This window comes from Streptomyces sp. NPDC093546 (assembly GCF_044765045.1).
GTDB lineage: Bacteria > Actinomycetota > Actinomycetes > Streptomycetales > Streptomycetaceae > Streptomyces.
This window is the reverse complement of sequence record NZ_JBIWJG010000022.1, coordinates 38,414-60,764: the sequence shown is the minus strand read 5'-3', so window position 1 is coordinate 60,764 and position 22,351 is coordinate 38,414. Positions and strand designations below refer to the sequence as shown.

15 protein-coding genes are annotated in these 22,351 nt (G+C 74.0%); 6 read left to right on the top strand and 9 right to left on the bottom strand.

Annotated elements, in window-relative coordinates; genetic code table 11:
* Positions 1-22: 22 nt before the first annotated feature.
* A complete protein-coding gene (gene ftsE / locus ACIRNI_RS30930; protein ID WP_355363492.1) occupies positions 23-712 on the bottom strand; it encodes a cell division ATP-binding protein FtsE in 690 nt (229 codons plus the stop codon).
* 272 nt (positions 713-984) lie between these two features.
* Between ftsE and ACIRNI_RS30925 the strand changes: the two genes are divergently transcribed.
* On the top strand, positions 985-1,185 hold the full coding sequence (locus ACIRNI_RS30925; protein WP_355363494.1) for a hypothetical protein: 201 nt from the start codon (positions 985-987) through the stop codon (positions 1,183-1,185).
* A 115-nt stretch (positions 1,186-1,300) separates the two neighbouring features.
* Here ACIRNI_RS30925 and ACIRNI_RS30920 read toward each other — a convergent pair whose 3' ends face one another.
* The 4 genes from ACIRNI_RS30920 to ACIRNI_RS30905 all read right to left on the bottom strand — a co-directional run bounded on the left by ACIRNI_RS30920 (position 1,301) and on the right by ACIRNI_RS30905 (position 6,945).
* Positions 1,301-2,305, bottom strand: a complete 1,005-nt coding sequence (locus ACIRNI_RS30920; protein WP_403556545.1) for a hypothetical protein — start codon at positions 2,303-2,305, stop codon at positions 1,301-1,303.
* A gap of 388 nt (positions 2,306-2,693) precedes the next feature.
* Positions 2,694-3,800, bottom strand: coding sequence for a peptide chain release factor 2 (prfB, locus tag ACIRNI_RS30915; RefSeq protein WP_355363498.1), 1,107 nt, complete (start codon positions 3,798-3,800; stop codon positions 2,694-2,696).
* An 82-nt stretch (positions 3,801-3,882) separates the two neighbouring features.
* Complete coding sequence (locus ACIRNI_RS30910) at positions 3,883-5,118, bottom strand: serine/threonine-protein kinase (protein WP_403556543.1); 1,236 nt, start codon at positions 5,116-5,118, stop codon at positions 3,883-3,885.
* A 111-nt stretch (positions 5,119-5,229) separates the two neighbouring features.
* Positions 5,230-6,945: a serine/threonine-protein kinase gene (locus ACIRNI_RS30905; RefSeq protein ID WP_403556541.1), complete on the bottom strand. Its 1,716-nt coding sequence runs from the start codon at positions 6,943-6,945 to the stop codon at positions 5,230-5,232.
* Positions 6,946-7,330: 385 nt separating this feature from the next.
* On the opposite strand from ACIRNI_RS30905, the gene ACIRNI_RS30900 reads away from it, so the two are divergent.
* The 5 genes from ACIRNI_RS30900 to ACIRNI_RS30880 all read left to right on the top strand — a co-directional run bounded on the left by ACIRNI_RS30900 (position 7,331) and on the right by ACIRNI_RS30880 (position 16,485).
* The gene (locus ACIRNI_RS30900; protein WP_403556585.1) at positions 7,331-10,447 is read left to right on the top strand and encodes an FHA domain-containing protein; all 3,117 of its coding nucleotides are present in this window, start codon (positions 7,331-7,333) and stop codon (positions 10,445-10,447) included.
* Between the two features lie 114 nt (positions 10,448-10,561).
* Positions 10,562-11,935, top strand: a complete 1,374-nt coding sequence (locus ACIRNI_RS30895; RefSeq protein ID WP_403556539.1) for an ABC transporter substrate-binding protein — start codon at positions 10,562-10,564, stop codon at positions 11,933-11,935.
* Positions 11,936-11,999: 64 nt separating this feature from the next.
* Complete coding sequence (locus tag ACIRNI_RS30890; protein WP_403556583.1) at positions 12,000-13,283, top strand: carbohydrate ABC transporter permease; 1,284 nt, start codon at positions 12,000-12,002, stop codon at positions 13,281-13,283.
* A complete protein-coding gene (locus ACIRNI_RS30885; RefSeq protein WP_403556537.1) occupies positions 13,280-14,149 on the top strand; it encodes a carbohydrate ABC transporter permease in 870 nt (289 codons plus the stop codon). The genes ACIRNI_RS30890 and ACIRNI_RS30885 overlap by 4 nt, the downstream gene beginning before the upstream one ends.
* Positions 14,150-14,235: 86 nt before the next feature.
* A complete protein-coding gene (locus tag ACIRNI_RS30880; RefSeq protein WP_403556536.1) occupies positions 14,236-16,485 on the top strand; it encodes a CDP-glycerol glycerophosphotransferase family protein in 2,250 nt (749 codons plus the stop codon).
* Positions 16,486-16,489: 4 nt separating this feature from the next.
* Here ACIRNI_RS30880 and ACIRNI_RS30875 read toward each other — a convergent pair whose 3' ends face one another.
* From ACIRNI_RS30875 to ACIRNI_RS30860, 4 genes are read right to left on the bottom strand one after another with little or no spacing between them, the layout of a single operon-like run.
* Entirely contained in the window at positions 16,490-18,136 is a 1,647-nt protein-coding gene (locus tag ACIRNI_RS30875) for a glycosyltransferase family 2 protein (protein ID WP_403556534.1), read from the bottom strand.
* Positions 18,133-20,343, bottom strand: coding sequence for a CDP-glycerol glycerophosphotransferase family protein (locus ACIRNI_RS30870; RefSeq protein WP_403556532.1), 2,211 nt, complete (start codon positions 20,341-20,343; stop codon positions 18,133-18,135). Before ACIRNI_RS30870 ends, ACIRNI_RS30875 begins: the two co-directional genes overlap by 4 nt.
* A gap of 29 nt (positions 20,344-20,372) precedes the next feature.
* A complete protein-coding gene (locus tag ACIRNI_RS30865; RefSeq protein WP_403556530.1) occupies positions 20,373-20,747 on the bottom strand; it encodes a hypothetical protein in 375 nt (124 codons plus the stop codon).
* 10 nt (positions 20,748-20,757) lie between these two features.
* The gene (locus tag ACIRNI_RS30860; protein WP_403556528.1) at positions 20,758-22,323 is read right to left on the bottom strand and encodes a methyltransferase domain-containing protein; all 1,566 of its coding nucleotides are present in this window, start codon (positions 22,321-22,323) and stop codon (positions 20,758-20,760) included.
* Positions 22,324-22,351: the final 28 nt, after the last annotated feature.

The following is a 22,351-nucleotide window of genomic DNA, read 5'->3' as shown; positions in this document are numbered from 1 at the left end:
CTGGTGCTGCTGGAGCTGCTGCTCAGTGCTGGTAGCCGTAGACGCCGCGTGCCTGGTCGCGTACGAGACGGCCCTGCTCGAGCTCGATGACGCGCTTGCGCATCTGGTCGACGATGTTCTGGTCGTGGGTCGCCATGACCACCGTCGTACCGGTGCGGTTGATCCGGTCCAGCAGCTTCATGATGCCGACGGAGGTCTGCGGGTCCAGGTTGCCGGTCGGCTCGTCGGCGATGAGCAGCATCGGCCGGTTGACGAACGCGCGGGCGATGGCCACGCGCTGCTGCTCACCACCCGACAGCTCGCCGGGCATGCGGTCCTCCTTGCCGCCCAGGCCGACCAGGTCGAGCACCTGGGGTACGGCCTTGCGGATCTCGCCGCGCGGCTTGCCGATGACCTCCTGGGCGAACGCCACGTTCTGGGCGACGGTCTTGTTGGGCAGGAGACGGAAGTCCTGGAAGACCGTGCCGAGCTGGCGGCGCATGTGCGGCACCTTCCAGTTGGACAGCCGGGCGAGGTCCTTGCCGAGGACGTGCACGGTGCCCTGGCTGGCGCGCTCCTCGCGCAGCAGCAGCCGCAGGAAGGTGGACTTTCCGGAGCCCGAGGACCCCACCAGGAAGACGAACTCGCCCTTCTCGATCTCCAGGGAGACGTCCCTGAGCGCGGGGCGGTTCTGCTTCGGATAGGACTTGGAGACGTTGTCGAATCGGATCACGGGTGCACCACGGTCGGCCGGGAGTAGGTGTGCGTGACCATACGCGACTGGCGATGGCCCGCGCAGTCGCCGTATACCCTTGCACCTTTTGTCCCGGCGCCTCCACTCGCGTGCGCCCGGGCTCCGCCCCCTCCACCGGGTGGGGCGCGCCTAAATGCGCCGGACCTGGCAGAGTGGTAGGGGGAACGGATGCGTTTCCGTGAGCGTTGTGCGGAGAGAACTGTGTGCACAGTCCGCGTCTGCGGCTCCGCCGCGCGGGAGGAGGAAAGCGCATGACCTATGACCGACTGGTATGCGCGAACTGCGCGGCGCCCGTCAGCGAGGGCCGGTGCCCCGTCTGCCGGGCCAACCGGGAGCGCCTCCAGCAGGAGGGGCCCTTCGGCGGGCTCAGCCCGGCGGCTCTGCTGACGCTGCTGGTCGTCCTGGTCGCGATGGTGGCCCTGCTGGCCGCCACGGCTCAGCAGACGGCGTAAGGCTTCGCCCGGCCCCTTCGCGGCGGCCGGGCAGGGGAAGGGCCCCGGAAGGCCGCTCAGCGGCTTTCCGGGGCCCTTCCTGTGCCGTATCCCGTTACCGGGTTACCGGCCGGTTTCAGACGGCCGTACGGCCACCGGCGACGAGGCGCGGCAGCATGCGGAAGCCGATGCCACCCGCGATCATCGTCGCGGCGCCGACCAGCAGGAACGTGGTCTCGGCGGCGCCGGTCTCGGCCAGCTCGCCGGTCTCGGCGGTACCGGTCTCGGCCAGCTCCTCCTTGGCCTTGCCCTGCTCGACCGGCTTCGAGCCGGCGGAGTCGGTGTCGGTGTTGTTCGCGCACTCGGCGCCGTCGAGGTCGACGGTGCAGGAGCCGGCGTCGCCGGTGGTGGAGCCACCGGTCGCGGCCGCGCCACCGGAGGTGGAGCCGCCCTGGTCGCCACCGGTCGTGCCGCCGTTGCCGCCGGTCGCCGCACCACCGTTGCCGCCCGTGGCGCCGCCGTTGCCGCCGGTCGCACCGCCGTTGCCGCCCGTGGCGCCACCGTTGCCACCGGTCGCACCGCCGTTGCCGCCGGTCGCCGCACCACCGTTGCCGCCCGTGGCGCCGCCGTTGCCACCGCCCGTGGTGGTCGCGCCACCCGAAGCGGCCGCGCCACCCGAGGCAGCCGCGCCGCCCGAAGCGGCGGCGCCGCCCGTGGTCGTGTCACCGGTCGTGGCACCACCCGCGGCGGCCGCGCCACCGGTGGTGGTGTCACCCGTGGTCGCACCGCCCGCGGCGGCAGCGCCACCGGTGGTGGTGTCACCCGTCGTGGCACCGCCCGCGGCGGCAGCGCCGCCCGTGGTCGTGTCACCGGTCGTCGCACCACCCGCGGCGGCAGCGCCGCCCGCAGCGGCCGCACCGCCGGTGCTCGTGTCGCCGACACCGCCCGGGTCGCCGCCCTCGTTGATGCCGAGGCCGATCTCCGCGCCGTCCTTGGTCACCTCGGCGCTGGCGCCCAGGCCCGCGACGTTGACCTCCACGCCGACGGCCGAAGCGGCGCCCGCGGCGGTCAGGGACGCGCCGGCGGCAATCACCGCACCGGCTGCGATCCGCGCCACGCGGACCCGCGTCTTCTTGGTCATCTGCTTGCTACCCCCAGTAGCTGAATTCGTCAGTGGAGCAGCGCTCGGGGCAGCGGACGCTGGGGGTCGTGCTTCTTGTCGCCCCCGATCACACACGCCCCCGTACATGCGCATGCCGCGCGTCAGCTTTCCCACTTTTCAGACAAGCGTCAAGGTCGTTGCGCGTGCGATGCCCGGAATGATCACACTTGCCGGGGGTGCAACGATGCAACTGTGACGTAAAAGCCGAACAACCGCGCCAGACTTGGCCGTTCCCTTGTCGACAAAGCGCTGAAACGGCCTGTCCGCCGCTTGCGTCAGCGAATTGACGCGGCATATGCGTGCGGCGCCGGACCCCGACCGGGATCCGGCGCCGCACCTGCGTCAACGGCGTTGTTCGCGCGGGAGGTTACTTCTCCTGCTGCTTCCGCCAGCGGATGCCCGCCTCCAGGAAGCCGTCGATCTCACCGTCGAGGACCGCCTGCGGGTTGCCGACCTCGAACTCCGTCCGCAGGTCCTTGACCATCTGGTACGGGTGCAGGACGTACGAACGCATCTGGTTGCCCCAGGAGTTGCCGCCGTCGCCCTTGAGGGCGTCCATCTTGGCCTGCTCCTCCTGGCGGCGGCGCTCCAGCAGCTTCGCCTGGAGGACGTTCATCGCGCTCGCCTTGTTCTGGATCTGCGAGCGCTCGTTCTGGCAGGAGACCACGATGCCGGTCGGGATGTGCGTGATGCGCACCGCCGAGTCGGTGGTGTTGACGCCCTGGCCGCCCGGGCCCGAGGCGCGGTAGACGTCGATGCGCAGCTCGGACTCGTCGATCTCGACGTGGTCGGACTGCTCGACGACCGGGAGCACCTCGACACCGGCGAAGGAGGTCTGGCGGCGGCCCTGGTTGTCGAACGGGGAGATGCGCACCAGGCGGTGCGTGCCCTGCTCCACGGAGAGGGTGCCGTAGGCGTACGGCGCCTTGACGACGAAGGTGGTCGACTTGATGCCGGCCTCTTCCGCGTACGACGTCTCGTAGACCTCCGTCGAGTACCCGTGGCGCTCGGCCCAGCGCAGGTACATGCGCTGCAGGCGCTCGGCGAAGTCGGAGGCGTCGACGCCGCCGGCCTCGGCGCGGATGTTGACCAGGGCCTCGCGCTCGTCGTACTCGCCGGACAGGAGGGTACGGACCTCCATCTCGTCGAGCGCCTTGCGGACGGAGACCAGCTCCGCCTCGGCCTCGGCGAGGGTGTCCGAGTCGTCCATCTCCTCGGCGAGCTCGAACAGGACGGCGAGGTCGTCGATGCGACCGCGCAGTGCCTCGGCCTTGCGCACCTCGGCCTGGAGGTGCGAAAGCTTGCTCGTGATCTTCTGCGCCGCCTCCGGGTCGTCCCACAGGGACGGGGCCGCGGCCTGCTCCTCGAGCACGGCGATGTCTGCCCTCAGCTTGTCGAGGTCCAGGACGGCCTCGATCGACCCCATGGTCGAGGAGAGGGACTTCAGCTCTTCGGATACATCGACGACTGCCACGACACCAGCGTAACGGCTGGCCGTGACATCCCCGCCCGGCAGGAGGCCCCGCCGTGCACGGGCGGAAGCCCCCACGGCCGCTCTACGGCTCCGAGGGGGCCGACTGCCGGGAGTCGCGGGGCGGCGCGGGATCGTCGTCTCCGCTGGTCACCGCGTATCCGCCGACGCCCGCGGCGGCCACCAGCGCGGCGGCGGCGATACCGAGGGTGAGGCGCCGCTTGCGGATGGCGTCCGCTTTGTGGCGGGCGGAGCCGGGGCGGCGCCCGCCGGCGGGGCGGGGGGCGCGGGCGGTGCCCAGCGGCCCGCCGGAGAGCTCGTCGGGCGCCGGGACGCGCATGGAGGTGTGGGTGTCCCGGTTGGAGTCCGGTGACGAGCCGGGGACCAGCGGGACGGCGGCCCTGCGCGGCGCGTTCGGGACGGTGGGGTACGGGTCGTCGTCGTACGGCTCCGAGGACGGCTCGGTGTCCGGCTCGTCGACGTCCAGGGGCGGCATGCCCGCGATGAGGGGGAGGACGTCGTGGAGGCGGGCGGCCAGCTCCGAGGCGCGCAGCCGGGAGGCGGGGGCCTTGGCCAGGCACTGGACGATCAGCTTCCACAGCTCGTCCGGGATCCCGGGGAGCGGGACGACCGTCTCGGTGACGTGGCGGCGCAGTACGGCGCCGGGGTGGCCGCCGCCGAAGGGCGTGAAACCGGCGAGGAGCTCGTACAGGACGGTGGCGAGGGCGTAGATGTCGACGGCCGCGCGGGGCGGCAGGCCCTCGACGATCTCCGGGGCCACGTAGTCGGGCGTGCCGATGACGCGGGTGGACTTGGTGCGGCCGGGCGTGTCGATGAGCTTGGCGACGCCGAAGTCGGTGAGGAGGGCGGGGTGGGCACCGCCGGGGCCGAGCGGGCCCTCCATGTCGAGCAGGATGTTCTCCGGCTTGACGTCGCGGTGGACGACGCCCGCGGCGTGCGCGGCGGCCAGCCCCTCGGCGACGTCCGCGACGATCGAGACGGCCGCCTCGGGCGCGAGGCGGCGCTCGCGGTCGAGGCGGGTGCGCAGGTCGGTGCCGCGCACGAGGTCCATGACGAGCGCGAGGTCGTTGCCGTCGACCACCAGGTCGCGGACGGCCACCACGCGTGCGTGCTCCAGCCCGAGCAGGGCGGTGCGCTCCTGGACGAAGCGGCCGACGAGCTCCTGGTCGGATGCCAGGTCCTCGCGCAACAGCTTGATCGCGACGGGGCCCTCAGGGCCCTCGCCGAGCCACACCGTGCCGGCGCTTCCCCGCCCCAGGATCTGGTGGGCCGTGTACCGGCTGCCGATTTTCCGTGCCAAGACTGCTCCCTCAGCGGCTGGCGTTCCCGACCAAGTTACGCGGGTGCGGGCACCCTTATTCACCTCCGGGGGGAAATCAGCCCCCGGAGGTCGACAAATCGACAGAGCCGGCTACTGCCCGGGCGGGGTGGGCGTGGTGGAGTCGCCGAGCTGGGAGATCCAGTCGGAGACCGTGGAGACGGCGTCGCCGATGGCCTGCCAGTAGCTCTTGCCCTGGGCGACCCAGTCCTGGAGCGGGGTCAGCTCCCAGATGAGCCAGCCCGCCACGACGAACAGCACGATCGTGAACAGGCACCCCTTCAGGCACCCCAGGCCCGGGATCCGCATCGGGTTGGCGCTGCGCTGCCGGGGCTGACGCGGCTCGCGCGGCGGGCGCGGGGCCGGCTGCGGAGGCTGCTGACGCTGCGGCTGGTGGTGCTGCGGGGGCTGGGGGGCGTACTGCTGCGGCGGGGGCGGCGGCGCGTACCGCTGCGGCTGGGGGCGCTGCGGCGGCCGCTGCTGGGGCTGGTGCTGCGGCGGGTGCTGCGGGGCGTACTGCTGGTGCTGCGGGGGCTGCTGCGGCTGGGGGCGACGCGGCGGGCGGCGGCGCAGGGGGTCCTGGCTCGGGTCCAGGTGCTGGATCTGCGTCTGCTCGTTGCGGTCGCGGGCCGCGCGCAGCTGCGTCTGCCAGGGGTGCGGCTCCTCCGGCTGCGGCGGGCCGTCCGGGCGCGGCGGCACCGGCGGCATGACCGCCGTCGGGTCGGCGTCACCGGCGCCGGGGCCGCTGGTGGGCATGACGCTGGTCGCGGCGTTGGGGTCGTACTGGCCGGCGTCGTACCGTCCGGCGTCGTGCTGCCCCGCGCCGTACTGCCCGGCGGTGCTGGGCAGCACCTGGGTCGGGTCGGCGGCGCCGGGGGTTTCCGGGACGGGAGCGGGCGAGGGGTCGGGCGCGAGCAGCGCGCCGACGCCCTCGGCGGCCTCGATCTGGGCGGGCGCGGCGTGCACGCCGATGCCGGCGGCGACGACGCGCAGGCCGCGGGCGAGGTTCTCCGCGCTCGGGCGGCGGTCCGGGTCCTTGCTGAGGCAGCGCTCGATCACGGTCCACAGGGGGCCGGGGACCGTGGAGGGGCGGCGCGGCTCCTCGCTGAGGTGGCGGTGCAGGACCTCCAGCGCGGTGCCGCCGGAGAACGGCGGGCGGCCGGTGACGAGCTCGTACAGCAGGATTCCGGCGCCGTAGATGTCCACGGCGGAGGTCTGCGGGCGGCCCTCGGCGGACTCGGGCGCGACGTACGCGGGCGTGCCGACGAATTCGTGCGTACGGGTCAGGCCGGGGCTGTCGGCGAGGCGCGCGATGCCGAAGTCGGTCAGCATCGGGTGCATCCGGCCGTCGCGCTCGGCGACCAGGACGTTGGCGGGCTTCAGGTCGCGGTGGACGACGCCGTCGGCGTGGCTGGCGGCGAGCGCGTCGGCGATCTGCGCGGTGAGGAGGGCGGCGGCGACCGGGGTGAGCGGGCCGTTCTCGCGGATGTAGCGGTGCAGGTCCGGGCCCTCGACCAGGTCCATGACCAGGGCGAGCAGGTCGCCCTCGACGACGAGGTCGCGGGTGCGGACGATGTTGGGGTGGGTGAGGCGGAGGAGGACGGAGCGCTCCCGCAGGAAGCGCATCACCACGTCCGCGTCGTTCGCGAGCTCCTCCTTGAGGACCTTGATCGCGACGGTCTCGCCGGGCTGGCCCGGTACGGCCGCCTCGGCGCCCGCGGTCTCCCTCTGACGAGCCCGCCAGACGGTGCCCGTGGCGCCGCGTCCGAGCGGCTGCTCGAGCAGGTACTTACTGCCTACCGGCCGCACGTCATGCGCTCCCTGCGATCGTGGTCCTTGCCCGGCCCGCGCGCCCGCTCGGGGCCGCCCGGGTGTCCGCCCCACTGTAGTGCCGACGGGCACGACACCGGTTGGTCGTCTTCCGGTCTCGTACGGAGCCGAAGACGCAGCCTTCGGGTCCATGGTTGCCACACATGATCCCAAGATGGCCACAACCTGGCATTTCCGCGATCGGGGCCGAGCATCCAAGATCATTTGATGCCGGGTCCCGGGCGTGTTGTCGGTCGCAGGTGCGAGGATGCCCTCAGCACTGAACCGGACGACGCGTCCGCGGTGGTGGGGGGAATCGCAGGGCCTCGCGGGCCCTTCCCCCGGGCCTGCCGGGCGCGCCGCGCAGAAGGGACCGCTGACGGCGATGCAGATCCGGCTGACCGTCCTCGCGCCGACCGCCGGGCAGGGCGGGGGACGCGCCTGTGACGTGCTGGTCACCGCCCCGGCGGGGACCGCGCTGGCCGCCGTGGCCTCCGGCCTCGCCACCGCCGTCGCCGGGCCCGACGTCTCGGGCACGGTCGTGCTGTACGCGGGCGGCGAGCGGCTCGACCCGCAGCGCCGCGTGCTGGGCGAGCCGCCGCTGGTGGACGGCGCGGTGCTCACCCTCCAGGTCCCGGGCGCGGACCACGCGCCCCTCGACGGCGCGGCGGCGCGCCTCCATGTGATCGCCGGGCCCGACGCGGGCGGCGTGCACCTGCTGCACGGCGGCCAGATCCGCATCGGCCGCTCCGCCGACGCCGACGTCCCGCTGGACGACCCCGACGTCTCCCGCCTGCACTGCGCGGTGACGGTCGCCGACGACGGGCGCGTCACGGTCGCGGACCTCGGCTCCACGAACGGCACGACCCTCGACGGCGAGGAGGTCGGCCCCCGTCCGGTGCCACTGCCGCCGGGCGCCCTGCTGCGGCTGGGCGAGTCGACCCTCCGCCTGAGCCGGGGCGTCCCGGAAGCGGCGGCCGGTTTCCCGGCGCAGACGACCCCGGACGGCGAGGGCCACCTGCGCGTGCGGGTGGGCGCGGGGCCCGGGCCCGCCCCGTACGCCACGCCCTCGATCCCGGCCCAGGCCCGGTACGCGCCCGGTATGGGCGTCCCCGGAGCGACATCCGGTCCGGCACCCGGCGCCCCCGGCGGCGAGGCCGCCACCCACGGCCAGGGCATCCGCCCCGCCGACGCCCCCGCCCCCGCTCCCGCTCCCGCCGAAGAGCCCCCCGCCCCCCGGGGCGCCGCCCGGAGGCGCGGCATAGGCGCCTGGGCGCGGCGGCTCGCGGGCGGGCGCGGTGACGAAGGCGCGGGCCCGGCGGCGTACGGAGCGCCCGAGGTGCCGGGCCCGGCCGGCGTCGGCGGCGAGGCGTGGCCGGACCCGGCCGCCGTGCTGCTCACGGCGCTCGGGCCGGGGCCCCGGCTCTGGGAGCGCGGTCCGGCCCACCCCGAGGCCCTCGTCGTACGGCTCGGCACGACCGACCGGGCGAACCTGCCCGCCGTGCCGGTCACGGTCGGGCTGCGCGAGGCGGGGTCCCTCGCGCTCGCGGGGCCGCGCCCGCGCCTGATGGGCCTGGCCCGGTCCGTGGTGGCGCAGCTCGCCGCGCTGCACGCGCCCGCCGGCCCCGTCGGCGGCCTGGAGCTCGTGCTGATCGCCGGAGCCGCCCGCGGCAAGCGCGAGTGGGGCTGGCTCGGCTGGCTGCCGCACGTGCGGCCCGCCCACGGCCAGGACTGCCGCCTGCTCCTCGCGTACGACCGGGACCAGGCGGCCGCCCGCGCCGCCGAGCTCACCCGGCGGCTGGACGACGGGCCGCTGGGCCCGGGCTGGGCCGCCGCCGACCGCAAGGCCGTCGCGGAGGCGGCCGCGCGGTACGACGGGCCGCGCACGGTCGTGGTCGTCGACGGCGACCCCGGCTCGGCGGAGCTGCGGGAGACGATGGCGCGGCTCGCGGGAGCGGGCCCCTCGGCGGGCATCCACCTGATCTGCCTGGCCGAGGCTCCGGCGGCCTCGCCGCTCTCGCCGGTCGCGGCGACGTACGAGACGGCGTGCGCCGCGTCGCTCGCGTTCCGCGAGTGCGGCGCCGTCGCGCTGCTGTCGGGCGACGTGGCGACCGCGCTGCGCCTGATGCGTACGGCGGGCGGACAGCCCGCGGGGCACGGCACGGTCGGCACGGTCGACGCCGTCTCACCCGCGTGGGCGGAGCGCTTCGCCCGCGCCCTGGCGCCGCTGCGCCCCGGCTGCGACGGGACCGCGAGCGCGGACGGCGCGGCCGGGCTCCACGGGGCCGGTGCCGGGCCGGGCGGCCGGGCGGCCGCCCTGGCGCCGCTGCCCCCGTCCTCGCGCCTCCTCGACGAGCTGGGCCTGGCCCGCGCCACGCCCGCGTCCCTGATGGCCCGCTGGGCCTCGGCCCCCGACGGCTCGGCCGTGCTGGGCACCGGCCCGCGCGGCCCGCTCGCCGTCGACCTCACCACCGAGGGGCCGCATCTGCTGATCGAGGGCCCGGCGGGCAGCGGCCGTACGGAGCTGCTGCGCGCGGTCGCGGCGTCGCTGGCCGCCGCGTCCCGCCCCGACCGGCTGGCGCTGCTGCTGGTCGACGGCGCGGGCGGCGGGCGCGGCGAGGGCCTCGCGCCCTGTACGGAGCTGCCGCACGCCACGGAGCACCTGGTCGCCTCGGACCCGGTGCGGATGCGGGCGTTCGCCCAGGCCCTCGGGGCGGAGCTGAAGCGTCGGGCCGAGCTGCTGGGCCGCCAGGAGTACGCGGAGTGGCAGACGCAGCGGGAGGTGTCGGACCGCCTGATCGGCCCGCGCCGCCCGGCGGACGGCGAGCAGCCGCACCGCGGTGACCTCGACACCCCGCCCAGCAGCACCCTCCGCCTGCGCCCGGCGGCCCACCGCGCCGCCGCGGGCGCGGGCACCGGAACCGGCACCGGCACGGGCACCGGCGCCTCGGGGGGCGACGCCCCGCCCGCGCTCCCCCGCCTGGTCGTCCTCGTCGACGACTACGACGCGCTGGTGGCGCCCGCGCTCGGCAGCCCGGGCCGCCCCGCCGCCGGATCGGTCGTGCGCGCGCTGGAGGCCGTGGCCCGCGAAGGCCACCGGCTCGGCGTGCACCTGGTGGCGACGTCCGCGCGCCCGGACCGCACGGCCGACACGGAGCTCGCCCACGCCGCGCGCCTGCGCGTCGTGCTGGACGCGCCGCCCGCCTCGCCGGGCCCGGACGACCCGGCGCCCGGGCGCGGCCGGCTCGGGCATCCGGACGGCCGGGTCACGCCGTTCCAGACCGGCCGGGTCACCGGGCGCATCCCGCGCACGGCGACCCAGCGGCCGACCGTCGTCCAGCTGGAGTGGGAGCGGATGGGCGACCCGCCGACCCGCCGTCCGGTCCGCGAGCTGGGCAACGGCCCGACCGACCTGGCGCTGCTGGCCAGCGCGCTGGAGCGGGCGGCCCGCTCGGTCGACGCGGCCCCGGTCCCGCCGCTGACGACTCCCAGCCATCACTGACGTCACGTCACGAGCCCATCACGATCGCCCACTTGACAGGGAAGGCGGTATTGCGACCCCCGTGCACCCGGCGTAGACCTGAGCGCACGGGAGAACGCGAGAGACGGGGCAGTGATGCGCACAACTCTTCGCACGAGCACACGCACGGCACGCACGGCGGTCCTGGCGCTGGCAGCGGTCGGCGCCCTCACCCTCGCCGGCTGCGGCGGCGGTGACGGCGGCAAGGACGGCGCCGCCGGGCCGACCAAGGAAGCCGACCGGCCAACCGTCCAACTCCCCAAGTTGACCGGCCAGAAGCTCCAGGTCGTGGCCGTCTGGACCGGACCGGAGCAGCAGGCCTTCACCAAGGTCCTCGACGAGTTCGAGAAGCGCACCGGCGCCGAGGTCGCGTACGTCCCGACGCAGGACGCGATGCTCAACTACATCGGTACGAAGATCGCGGGCGGTTCCCCGCCGGACGTGGCGATGCTCCAGCAGGTCGGCGCGCTCCACCAGGCCGTCGAGCGCACATGGGCCAAGCCCCTGGCTCCGGAGGCCAAGGCCCAGCTCACCAAGAACTACTCGCCGGGCTGGCAGGAGCTCGGCGCGGTCGACGGCACCCAGTACGGCGTGTACTTCAAGGCCGCCAACAAGTCGCTGATCTGGTACAACTCCGCCGTCTTCGACAACGCGGGCGTGTCCGAGCCGAAGACGTGGAAGGAGTTCCTGTCCACGGCCGAGACGATCTCCGCGTCCGGCGTCACGCCCGTCTCGATCGGCGGGGCGGACGGCTGGACGCTCACGGACTGGTTCGAGAACATCTACCTCTCCCAGGCGGGGCCGGAGAAGTACGACCAGCTCGCCCGGCACGAGATCAAGTGGACCGACCCGTCCGTCACGCAGGCGCTCACCACCCTCGCCGAGCTCTTCGGCAAGCCGAACCTGATCGCGGGCGGCGCGCAGGGGGCGCTGCAGACCGAGTTCCCGGCCTCCGTCACGCAGACGTTCACCGGGGGCGACCAGCCGAAGGCCGGGATGGTCTTCGAGGGCGACTTCGTATCGATCAACATCGGTCAGACCGAGGCCAAGATCGGTACGGACGCGAAGGTGTTCCCGTTCCCGGCGGTCGGCGCCGAGCCTCCGGTGGTCACCGGCGGCGATGTGGCGGTGGCGCTGACCGAGAAGCCCGCCACCCAGGCCCTGATGACGTTCCTCGCCTCGCCCGACGCGGCGCGGATCTGGGCGGGCGAGGGCGGGTTCATCTCGCCCAACAAGTCCATGGACGTGGCGGCGTACCCGAACGACGTCCAGCGCGACATCGCCAAGGCCCTCATCTCCGCAGGCGACGACTTCCGCTTCGACATGTCGGACCAGATGCCGCAGTCGTTCGGCGGTACGCCCGGCAAGGGCGAGTGGAAGGCGCTCCAGGACTTCCTGAAGAACCCGAAGGACGTCGCCGGCATCCAGGCCCGCCTGGAGGCCGACGCGGCCAAGGCGTTCAAGAGCTGACGCCATGGCCGCCCCCGCCGCCACCCCCGCCCTCTCCCCCGCTCCCCCGTCCCCGAACCGGCGCGTGACCGGCACGCGCAAGCTGATGGCCGCGGCCTTCCTGCTGCCCGCGCTCGTGCTGCTCGGCGCGCTCGTGGTGTATCCGATCGGGTACTCGGTCTACCGGTCCTTCTTCGACCAGTCCGGCGACACCTTCGCCGGGCTGGCCAACTACACCGAGATCTTCACCGACGACACCATCCTCACCGCTGTCCAGAACAACGCCGTGTGGGTGGTGGTGGCACCGACCGTCGCCACCGCCCTCGGCCTGATGTTCGCGGTGCTCACCGAGCGGGTCCGCTGGGGCACGGCGTTCAAGCTGGTCGTCTTCATGCCGATGGCGATCTCGATGCTCGCCGCGGGCATCATCTTCCGGCTGGTGTACGAGCAGGACCCCGACCGCGGTGTCGCCAACGCCGTCTGGGTGGGCGTGCACGACACGTTCGCCGAGTCGGCCGGCTATCCCAAGGCCCGCCCCCTCCCGGTCCACCCGCTCAAGGCGGCGGGCGGCGGCGCGTTCGTCACCAAGGAGCCGGTACGGGCGGGCACGCCGGCGAAGCTGCCGCTGATCGGCGTGGCCCCGGCCGACATGCCCGGCGACGCCGCGCCCGCGAAGGCACCCGCCCCGGCGGGCGACCGGATCACCGGCACCGCCTGGCTGGACTTCACCCGGGGCGGCGGCGGCGCGCCCAACACCGTCGATGCCAAGGAGCTCGGCCTCAAGGGCCTGAAGGTCGAGGCGGTCAAGGACGGCAGGGTCGTCGCCACCGCGACGGCGGCGGCCGACGGCACCTTCAGTCTCCCCGCCGCGGCCGACGGCGCGCACCTGCGCCTGCCCGAGTCGAACTTCCGCGCGCGCTACAACGGCGTCGACTGGCTCGGCCCGTCCTTCGTCACGCCCGCCATCATCGGCAGTTACGTGTGGATGTGGGCGGGTTTCGCGATGGTGCTGATCGCGGCCGGGCTGGCGGGCCTGCCCCGCGAGCTGCTCGAAGCGGCCCGCGTGGACGGCGCCAACGAATGGCAGGTCTTCCGCCGCGTGACGGTCCCGCTCCTCGCGCCGGTCCTGGCGGTCGTCCTCGTCACCCTGATGATCAACGTACTGAAGATCTTCGACCTGGTCTTCATCATCGCGCCCGGCTCGGTCCAGGACGACGCCAACGTCCTGGCGCTCCAGCTCTACCGCTCCTCCTTCGGCACGGACGCCCACCTCGGCGTCGGCAGTGCCATCTCGGTCCTGCTCCTGCTGCTGGTGATCCCGGTGATGCTGTTCAACATCCGGCGCATACGGAAGGAGACGCGGCGATGAGCGGCGCACCCGGTACGACAAAGCTCGGCGCCCGCCTCGCCGCCCGCGCCGGGGGCGGCGCCCTGCGCGTCTTCCTCGTCCTCGTGGCGCTCTTCTGGCTGATGCCCACCATCGGCCTGCTGCTGTCCTCGCTGCGCGACCCCACCGACATCAACGCCTCCGGCTGGTGGACGGTGTTCACCGCCCCCGCCGAGCTCACCACCGCCAACTACGCGAGCATCCTCGACAACGACACCCTCACCCGCTCCCTCCTCTCCACCGTCCTCATCACCGTCCCGGCGACGGTCCTCGTCATCGTCATCGGCTCGCTCGCCGGCTACGCCTTCGCCTGGATGGACTTCCCCGGCCGCGACTGGTGGTTCCTGGTGGTCGTCGGCCTGCTCGTCGTCCCCGTCCAGGTGGCGCTCGTGCCCGTGTCGAAGCTCTTCGGCGCGGTCGGCGTCTTCGAGACGACACTCGGCGTCGTGCTCTTCCACGTCGCCTTCGGCCTGCCCTTCGCGATCTTCCTCCTGCGCAACTTCTTCGCGGAGATCCCGCGCGAGCTGCTGGAGGCGGCCCGTCTCGACGGGGCGGGCGAGATACGGCTGTTCACGCGCGTGGTCATGCCGCTCGGCGGGCCGGCCATCGCCTCGCTCGGCATCTTCCAGTTCCTCTGGGTCTGGAACGACATGCTGGTCGCGCTGATCTTCGCGGACTCCGAGTCCCCGCCGATCACGGTCGCGCTCCAGCAGCAGGTCCGGCAGTTCGGCAACAACATCGACGTGCTCGCGCCCGGCGCGTTCGTCTCGATGGTGATCCCGCTCGCCGTCTTCTTCGCCTTCCAGCGGCAGTTCGTCTCGGGGGTGATGGCCGGGGCGGTCAAATGACGTACAGGTCAGCGGACGTACACCCGCGGGTCCCCCGTATGCCACGGGGCGCGTAACCCGGTCGGTCCATCGGAAGTTCCCGGGCCATGCCCCGGTTCAGCGTCATCGTCCCCGCGTACAACGTCCGGCCCTATCTGCACGCGTGCCTGGAGTCGGTGCTCTCCCAGTCCTGCGACGACCTGGAACTGATCGCCGTGGACGACTGCTCGCCCGACGGCTGCGGTGCGATCGTCGACGAGTTCGCCGCCCGCGACCGCCGGGTCGTCGCCGTGCACCTGCCCGAGAACTCCGGCCTTGGCCGGGCCCGCAACGCCGGGCTCGCCCACGCCACCGGGGACTACCTCGTCTTCCTCGACGGCGACGACACGCTCGTACCGGGCGCCCTCCAGGCCGTCGCCGACCGCCTCAAGGAGACCGGCGACCCGGACGTCCTGGTCTACGACTACGCCCGGACGTACGCCACCGGGGAGACCGTCCGCAACGAGTTCCACGCCCACCTCGGCCAGGAGGGCCCCGCGCCCTTCACCCTCGCCGACCGGCCGGGGCTGCTGAAGGTGCTGATGGTGGTGTGGAACAAGGCGTACAAGCGGGAGTTCGTCCGGCGCGAGGGCTTCGCCTTCCCGCCCGGGTTCTACGAGGACACGCCGTGGACCTATCCGGCGCTGCTGGCCGCCGGGTCGATCGCCACGCTCGACCGGGTGTGCGTGCACTACCGCCAGCGCCGCTCCGGCTCCATCCTGAGCACCACGAGCCTGCGCCACTTCGATCTGTTCGACCAGTACGAGCGGCTGTTCGCGTTCCTCGACGGCCGCCCCGAGCTGGCGCACTGGCGGCCGGTGCTGTGCCGCCGCATGGCGGACCACTTCACCTCCGTGTTCATGGCGCCGGGGCGCCTGCCGCGCGGCACGCGCGCCCGCTTCTTCCGGCGCGCCCGCGCGCACTACCGCCGCTACCGCGCGCCGGGCGCCGCCCCCACGTTCGCCGCTCCGAAGGCCACCACGCGCCTGCGCCACGCCCTGGTGCGGTGCGGCAGCCACCGCACGTACCGCACGCTCATGGCCGCCCGTACGGCGAGGAAGCGCCTCGCCGCGAGCGCCCGCCGGATCCTGGGCTCGGTGCGCGGCGTGCTGCTCCAGCTGCACTACCGACTCCAGCGCTGCCTGCCGGTCCGCGACGACCGCGCGGTCTTCGGCGCGTACTGGGGCCGGGGATACGCGTGCAGCCCGGCCGCCATCGAGGAGCGGGTGCGGGAGCTGGCGCCGCACATCCGCACCGCGTGGATCTGCGCGCCGGCGTACGCCCACACCGTGCCGCCGGGCACGCGCCGGGTGCGTCCGGGCTCGGCGGCGTACTGGACGGCCCTGGCCCGCTCCAAGTACCTCGTCAACAACGTGAACTTCGACCGCCGGCTGGTCAAGCGGCGCGGCCAGGTCGTGGTCCAGACCCAGCACGGCACGCCGCTCAAGCACATGGGCCTGGACCTGATGCACCGGCCGGCCGCCGCCCGGGGCATGGACTTCGCCGGGCTGCTGCGCGCGGTCGACACCTGGGACTACCTCGTCTCCCCCAACCGCCACGCCACCCTCGTGTGGGAGCGGGTCTACCCGGCCGCGTACCGCACGCTCGAGTACGGCAGCCCGCGCAACGACGTCTTCCAACGCGCCGGCGCCGCCGACGTCGCCCGGCTGCGCGAGACGCTCGGCATCCCCGAGGGCCACACGGCGATCCTGTACGCGCCCACCCACCGCGACTACGTCCACCCGCAGCCGCACCTGCTGGACCTGGACCGGCTGGCGGTGGCGCTCGGCCCCCGGTTCGTGATCCTCGCGCGCGCCCACCCGACGTACGGCGACGGCGAACCCCTGACCGCCACCAGCTCCCGCGTGATCGACGTCTCGGCGCACCCGTCCGTCGAGCAGCTGTGCCTCGCGTCGGACGCGCTGCTGACGGACTACTCCTCGCTGATGTTCGACTACGCCAACCTGGACCGGCCGATCGTCGTCCACACCGAGGACTGGGCGGTGTACGACGCGGCCCGGGGCACCTACTTCGACCTGCGCGCCTTCCCGCCCGGGGCGGTGGCCCGCTCCGAGGACGAGCTGATCGACATCTTCGTCACCGGCCACTGGCGGGGCTCGCGCTCGGCGCAGCTGCGGGCCGCGTTCCGGGCGCGGTTCTGCCCGTACGACGACGGGCACGCGGCCGAGCGGGTCGTCCGCCACGTGTTCCTGGGCGAGGACCCGGAGCGGCTGGCGCCCGTCGTCCCGCTGGAGGAGCGCCGCCCGGCGCCGTCGATGGGCCAGGCGGTGTCGATGCTGTTCCCGGCGCCGCGCTAGGGGGTCAGGCCCGTACGAGCAGGGCTTTGGCCAGCCGGCGGACCACGCCCCGCCGGGCCATCGGCACGAGCAGCCGCCCCGCCGCCCCGCCCGGCCGCCACCGCACCTGGAGGCGCCCCGCGTCGCGCCCCTCCGGCTCGACGGTGACGCGGTGCCGCGCGGGCCCGGCCACCTCGAAGGGCGGGAAGTCCAGCGGCGCCAGCAGCACGCCCGCGTTCGCGGTGTGTCCGTCGGTGACCTCCAGCACGGGGTGGCGCACGCCCCAGAAGCCGTGCGGGGGCAGCGCCACGGCCGCCAGGTCGAGGCGTACGGCGCCTTCGAAGACGCCGCGCCCGGCCGGGTCCAGCCGCACCGGCAGGGTGGTGCGCCGCCCGCCGGGCGCCAGGTGCAGCCGGGCCGGCTGGGGGGCGAGCGCCAGCCGCCGCCCGGGGTCGTACGTCCGTACCGCCAGCTCGACGACCGCGCCCGTGTGAGCCAGGTGCGTGATCTCGTGCCGGAAGCGCGCCGCACCGAACGGGCACCCCTCCAGGTCCAGCTCCGTCAGGTCCAGGTCGCGGCGGCCGGCCTCGGTCGCGGGCACCTCCCCGCCCCAGTACGTCCGCCGCCCTGCCGCGCTCGTCTCGCGCGGCCCCACGCCGTGCACGAGGCCTCGCGCGGCGAGCCGCGCCTCGTCGTACCGGCCCTCGCGCAGCAGCCCGAGCACGGCCCGCTCGACCCAGCCCAGCCGTTCGTACGCGGCCGGGGCCAGCCCCTCCAGATACGGCAGCATCTCGGCGGCGAACTCGGCGACCCACTCCACGTCCCGGTACGGCAGGTCGCCCGCGTACAGCCGGACGTCGTGGGAGAGGAACTTGAAGTCCTTCTCCTCCCGGACGGCCGCCGAGACGCCCTGCTCCTCCAGGAACGCGTCGATGAGCCGGGCGATGGCGATCCGGTCCCGCACGTTGGACATCAGGTGCCGCCGGTTGGAGATGGTGGCCGCGTCGGCGGTGGCGTAGGGGGCGATGTACCAGCGGTAGACGGGCTCGGTGAGCACGGTGAAGGCGCGGGCCAGGGTGTACGCCTGGGCCGAGAAGAGCTGGTCCTCGTAGTGCAGGCCCTCGGGGAAGCGCAGCTGGTGCCGGTCGAGGAACTCCCTGCGGTACATCTTGTTGGTCGACAGCGGCTCGAACAGCAGCCGCGGCTCGTCCTCGATGCCCCGCACCGTGCGGCGCCTGCCGAAGAGCGACGCCATCCAGGTGGAGGTGGCGCCGGTGTCGGCGCGCACCCGCTCCACCGCGCCCATGGTGAAGTCGACGTCCGCCTCGCGGTGCGCGGCGAGCAGCAGTTCGACGGCCCTCGGCGGGAGTTCGTCGTCGCTGTCGAGGAACATCAGGAAGGGCGCGCGGGCGATCTCGACGGCCCGGTTGCGGGGCGCGCCGCAGCCGCCGCTGTTCCGCTCCAGCCGCAGCAGCCGGATCCGGTCGTCCTTGGCGGCGAGCGCGGCGGCGACCTTCGGGGTGTCGTCCGTGGAGTGGTCGTCGCTGATGACGATCTCGATCGCGCGGTGGGTCTGGGCGCGTACGGAGGCGACGGCGCGCGGCAGCCGCGCCGCGTCGTTGTGGACGATGACGGTGACGGTCACATCGGGCACGTGCGGAAAGGTGCTCATCGGCGCGCGGCCTCCTCGGGGGTGGGTGCGGGGGTGCGCCGGTCGAGGGGCAGCACGGGCGGCAGACCCTCCTCGCCCTCACCGAGGAAGACGCGGCGCACGACCCGTTCGGCGGCGTGCCCGTCGTCGTACTCGCAGAAGCGCAGCCGGAAGTCGTGGCGCTGCTTGCGGGCGGTCTCGTCGCACCAGGCGGTGGAGGTGAGGACCTCGGTCAGTTCGCCCTGGCCGCGGGTGACCGGCCCGGGGGCCTCGGCCGTCAGGTCGAAGTAGACGCCGCGGACGCGGGTGTACGTCTCCCAGTCGTCGGCGTGGACGACGATCGGCCGGTCGAGGTTGGCGTAGTCGAACATGAGGGACGAGTAGTCCGTGACGAGGACGTCGGCGGCGAGCGCGAGGTCCTCGACGGGGTCCCAGCCGGTGACGTCGAGGACGCGGGGGTGGCGGCGCCCGGGCAGACGGTCGTGGAAGTAGTGGCCGCGGACGAGCAGCACGGTGTCCTCGCCGAGCCGCTCGGCGAGGCGCGGCAGGTCGAGGCGGGGCGTCCAGCGGGCCTCGTGGTCGCGGTGGGTCGGGGCGTACAGGACGGCCCGGCGGCCCGGGGCGATGCCGAGGCGGGCGCGGGCGGCGAGGACGTCCTCGGCGGTGGCCCGGTAGTAGACGTCGTTGCGCGGATAGCCGTAGTCGAGGGAGCGGTAGCCGGAGGGGTAGGCGCGGGCCCAGGTCTCGGTGGAGTGGCTGTTGGCGGAGAGGCTGTAGTCCCAGCGGTCGATGCGCTCCAGCAGGGCGTCGAAGTTGAGGCCCTGGGCGGCGGCCGGGTGGTCGCGCTGGTCGACGCCCATGCGCTTCAGCGGGGTGCCGTGGTGGGTCTGTACGTGGACGGAGCCGGGCCTCTTGACGACGTCGTTGGGGAAGTTGACGTTGTTGACGAGGTACTTGGCGCGGGCGAGGACGTCCCAGTAGCGGGGCGTGCCCGGGACGACGTGGTCGGTGCCGGGCGGCAGCAGCGGGACGCGGTCCTCCTCCACGACCCACACGCGGCGGATGTCGGGCGCGAGTTCGGCGAGCTCGGCGGCGAGGGCGGCGGGGTTGCAGTGGACGCCCCGCCCCCAGTACGCCGAGAAGACGGCGAGGTCCTCGTCGACGCGGCGGCGCAGCGCCGCGCGGTAGCGGCGCCGGGTGCGGACGGCCGCGACCTGCTCGGCGCGCGCCCCCGCGGCGGACTGGAGGGCGCGGCGCTTGTCGTTGGCGCCGCGCAGCGCCCGGTAGCCGAGGTAGGCGCCGTGTACGAGGAGTTGGTGGCGTACGCCGTCGAGGCCGCCGGGCGCGCGGTGGCCCTCGGGCCGGAAGCGGGCCGCGTGGCGGGCGGCGCGGCGGAAGTACTCGGCGACGAGCGCGGGCGGCAGCTCGTCGCGGCGGGCGAGGGTGGCGAGGTAGTCGGCGGTCATCCGGTCGTACAGCCGGGCGCGTACGGCGGGGTTGTCGCAGCCGGCGTACAGCTCGTGCAGCCGCTCGTACGGGCCGAAGGCCGCGAAGTGCCGCTCGGGGTCGGCGGCGCGCCGCTGGACGGGCCGGTCGCGGCGGTGGACGAGGGCGACGGTGTCGCAGCAGGCGATGCGCCGGGCCAGGAGCAGAACGGCGTACGCGGGGTACAGGTCGCCCTCGACGGCGAGGAGCCCGGGGTGTTCGGCGAGGAGCCGGGCGCTGATGAGGCGGGCGCCGAGGACGGGCGCGAGGTCCAGCAGGTCGGGCCGCTCGTCGAGGCTGGTGAGCCGGGGCAGCCGGGTGAGGAGTTCGGTGTCGCCGCTGGGCGCGGCGTCGTCCCACCAGTGGGCCAGCCGGTGGTCGCACAGCAGCACGTCGGCGGCCGCGGCCTCCGGCAGGGCGTCGAGCCGGGCGGCCAGGGCGGCCGCCGCGCCCTCGGGCAGCCGGTCGTCGGGGTGGACGAACTGCACGTACGCCCCTCGCGCGGCGCCCGCGGCGGCGGCCCGCGCGGTGGCCGTCGACGCGTGCGGCGAGACGGGGACGACGGTGACGCGCGGGTCGCGCGTCTCGTGGGTCTCGGCGAGCGCGCGGGCGGCCGGGTCGTCGAGCGGCACGGTCACCACGACGTCGAGGCGCGCGTACGGCTGCGCGGTGACGCTCTCCAGGCACGCGCGCAGCCGGCTGAGGGGGGCGCGGCCCGAGACGACGACGCTGAGCTGGGTCATGCGGTCCCTCCGATGTCCGATGTCCGATGTCAGGAGCGTTGGCCGGCGAAGACGGTGACGAGGCCGATGACCACGAGCAGCGACCCGGCCCAGGTCCACGGCGAGGTCCGCTCGTGCAGGAGGGTCGAGCCGGCCAGCACGATGAGCAGGTAGCCGAGGGCGTTGAAGGGGTACGCGACCGACAGCGGCACCCGCGCCAGGGTGGACATCCAGGCGACGGCGGAGACGGCGAAGACGGCGAGGCCGACCAGCACCCAGGGCGTGGTCGCGGCGCGCACGGCGAGGGAGCCGCCGCTCTTCTCGGCGGCGGTGGCGGCGGCCCGCATGCCGTGCTTGAGCATGATCTGCCCGGCGGCGGAGGAGAACACCGCGAACAGCAGCAGGGAGAAGCTGGCCAGGGTCAACGTCCGCCTCTCAGACGCCCACGCGGTGGGCCGGGACAGCGGCGGGGACGTCGGTCGGCACGTACTGGCGGTTGAGGATGTCCTGGACATCGATGTGCTCCCCAGCGATGATCGTCCGCGCCGCGTGCGGGGTGAGCACGGCGACGTACTGGTAGCCGAAGAGGGTCGGCCGGATCCGGGTCAGCAGCTTCGACAGCGCGCCGAGCGCCCTGGCCGCCGGTCCGCCGCCGAGGACGGACCAGAACGGCGCTCCGGTGGCGCGGAGGGACAGCACGTCGTAGCCGGCGGAGCGTACAGTGCGGCGCAGACTGGCGCGGCTGAAGAAGCGCAGGTGCGTCTCGTCGAGGATGCCGCGCCGGTCGTAGTCGAAGATGCCGAGCGCGACGCGCAGCCGCGAGTACCAGTGGCCGAAGTTCGGCACGGACAGCAGGACGTGTCCGTCGGGGCGGAGCACGTCGCGCAGTTCGGCGAGGAGGCGTTCGGGGCGCGAGAGGTGTTCGACGACGTCGCCGGCGACGACGTAGTCGAACCCGCCGGCCTCGTGGACGGCGTCGGGCAGCCCCTCCTCCAGGTCGGCCCGGTGGAACCCGCCGGAGCAGCGCTCGCGCACGCCGTCGACCTCCACGCAGTCGATGCCGGTGACCGTGTGCCCGAGGGCTTCGAGGCGCTCGGCGAACAGGCCGCCGGAGCAGCCGACGTCGAGGACGCGCCCGGGCGGCAGGTCGCGCATCCGGTCCAGGATGACGGCGTGCGAGGAGCCGTCGCCCTCCTTGAAGGCGTACGTGACGGGCTTGGGAATCCAGTCGCAGGTGCCGAAGCCCTTCTTGGCGAGGCGGTAGGCGAGGACGTCCTTGACGACGTCCTTGGCGTACCGCAGGCCGTTGACGTAGCAGATCTCGTCCCCGTAGTAGGTGGGGATGGGGATCTCCTTGATGCGCATGCCGGCGTCGACGAGCTGGACGATGATCTGGGTGTCGAAGTCGAAGGCGTCGGTGTTGCGGTCGATGGGCAGCCGCCGTAGGGCGTCGACCTTGTAGGCGCGGTAGCCGGAGTGGAACTCGGTGAGGGCCGAGCCCAGGAGCGCGTTCTCCAGCCGGGTCAGGATGCGGTTGCCGAGCCACTTGTAGGCGGGCATGCCGCCGCGCAGGGCGTCGCGGGGCCGCATCATGCGGGAGCCGAAGACGGCTTCGCACTCGCCGCGTTCGAGGGGCTCGACCATCTGCGGGAGCAGCTCGGGGGCGTACTGGCCGTCGCCGTGGAGGAGGACGACGATGTCGAGGCCGCGCTCGGCGGCGAGGGCGTAACCGGCCTTCTGGTTGCCGCCGTAGCCGAGGTTCTTGGTGTGGCGCATGACCACGGTGGGGGGCATGCCGTCGAGCTGGGACCAGCGGCAGCCGGCGGTGAAGGTGGCGTCGTGGCTGGCGTCGTCGAGGATGAGGATCTCGGCGATGCGCGGCCGGAAGTCGGCGGGGATGCGGTCGAGGGTCTTCTCGAGGGTCGATTCGGCGTTGTACGCGACGACGAGGACCCCGATACGCGGGGGGCTTTCGGGGCTGGCGGGGGTGTCGGGAGTCATGGGACTTCTCCACTCGTGGGGTCACGGG

Coding starts and splice junctions, on each gene's coding strand:
- ACIRNI_RS30925 (WP_355363494.1), top strand. CDS start 985: ATGACCTATGACCGACTGGTATGCGCGAACTGCGCGGCGCCCGTCAGC.
- ACIRNI_RS30920 (WP_403556545.1), bottom strand. CDS start 2,305: ATGACCAAGAAGACGCGGGTCCGCGTGGCGCGGATCGCAGCCGGTGCG.
- ACIRNI_RS30875 (WP_403556534.1), bottom strand. CDS start 18,136: ATGAGCACCTTTCCGCACGTGCCCGATGTGACCGTCACCGTCATCGTC.
- ACIRNI_RS30900 (WP_403556585.1), top strand. CDS start 7,331: ATGCAGATCCGGCTGACCGTCCTCGCGCCGACCGCCGGGCAGGGCGGG.
- ACIRNI_RS30870 (WP_403556532.1), bottom strand. CDS start 20,343: ATGACCCAGCTCAGCGTCGTCGTCTCGGGCCGCGCCCCCCTCAGCCGG.
- ACIRNI_RS30880 (WP_403556536.1), top strand. CDS start 14,236: ATGCCCCGGTTCAGCGTCATCGTCCCCGCGTACAACGTCCGGCCCTAT.
- ACIRNI_RS30860 (WP_403556528.1), bottom strand. CDS start 22,323: ATGACTCCCGACACCCCCGCCAGCCCCGAAAGCCCCCCGCGTATCGGG.
- ACIRNI_RS30895 (WP_403556539.1), top strand. CDS start 10,562: ATGCGCACAACTCTTCGCACGAGCACACGCACGGCACGCACGGCGGTC.
- ACIRNI_RS30885 (WP_403556537.1), top strand. CDS start 13,280: ATGAGCGGCGCACCCGGTACGACAAAGCTCGGCGCCCGCCTCGCCGCC.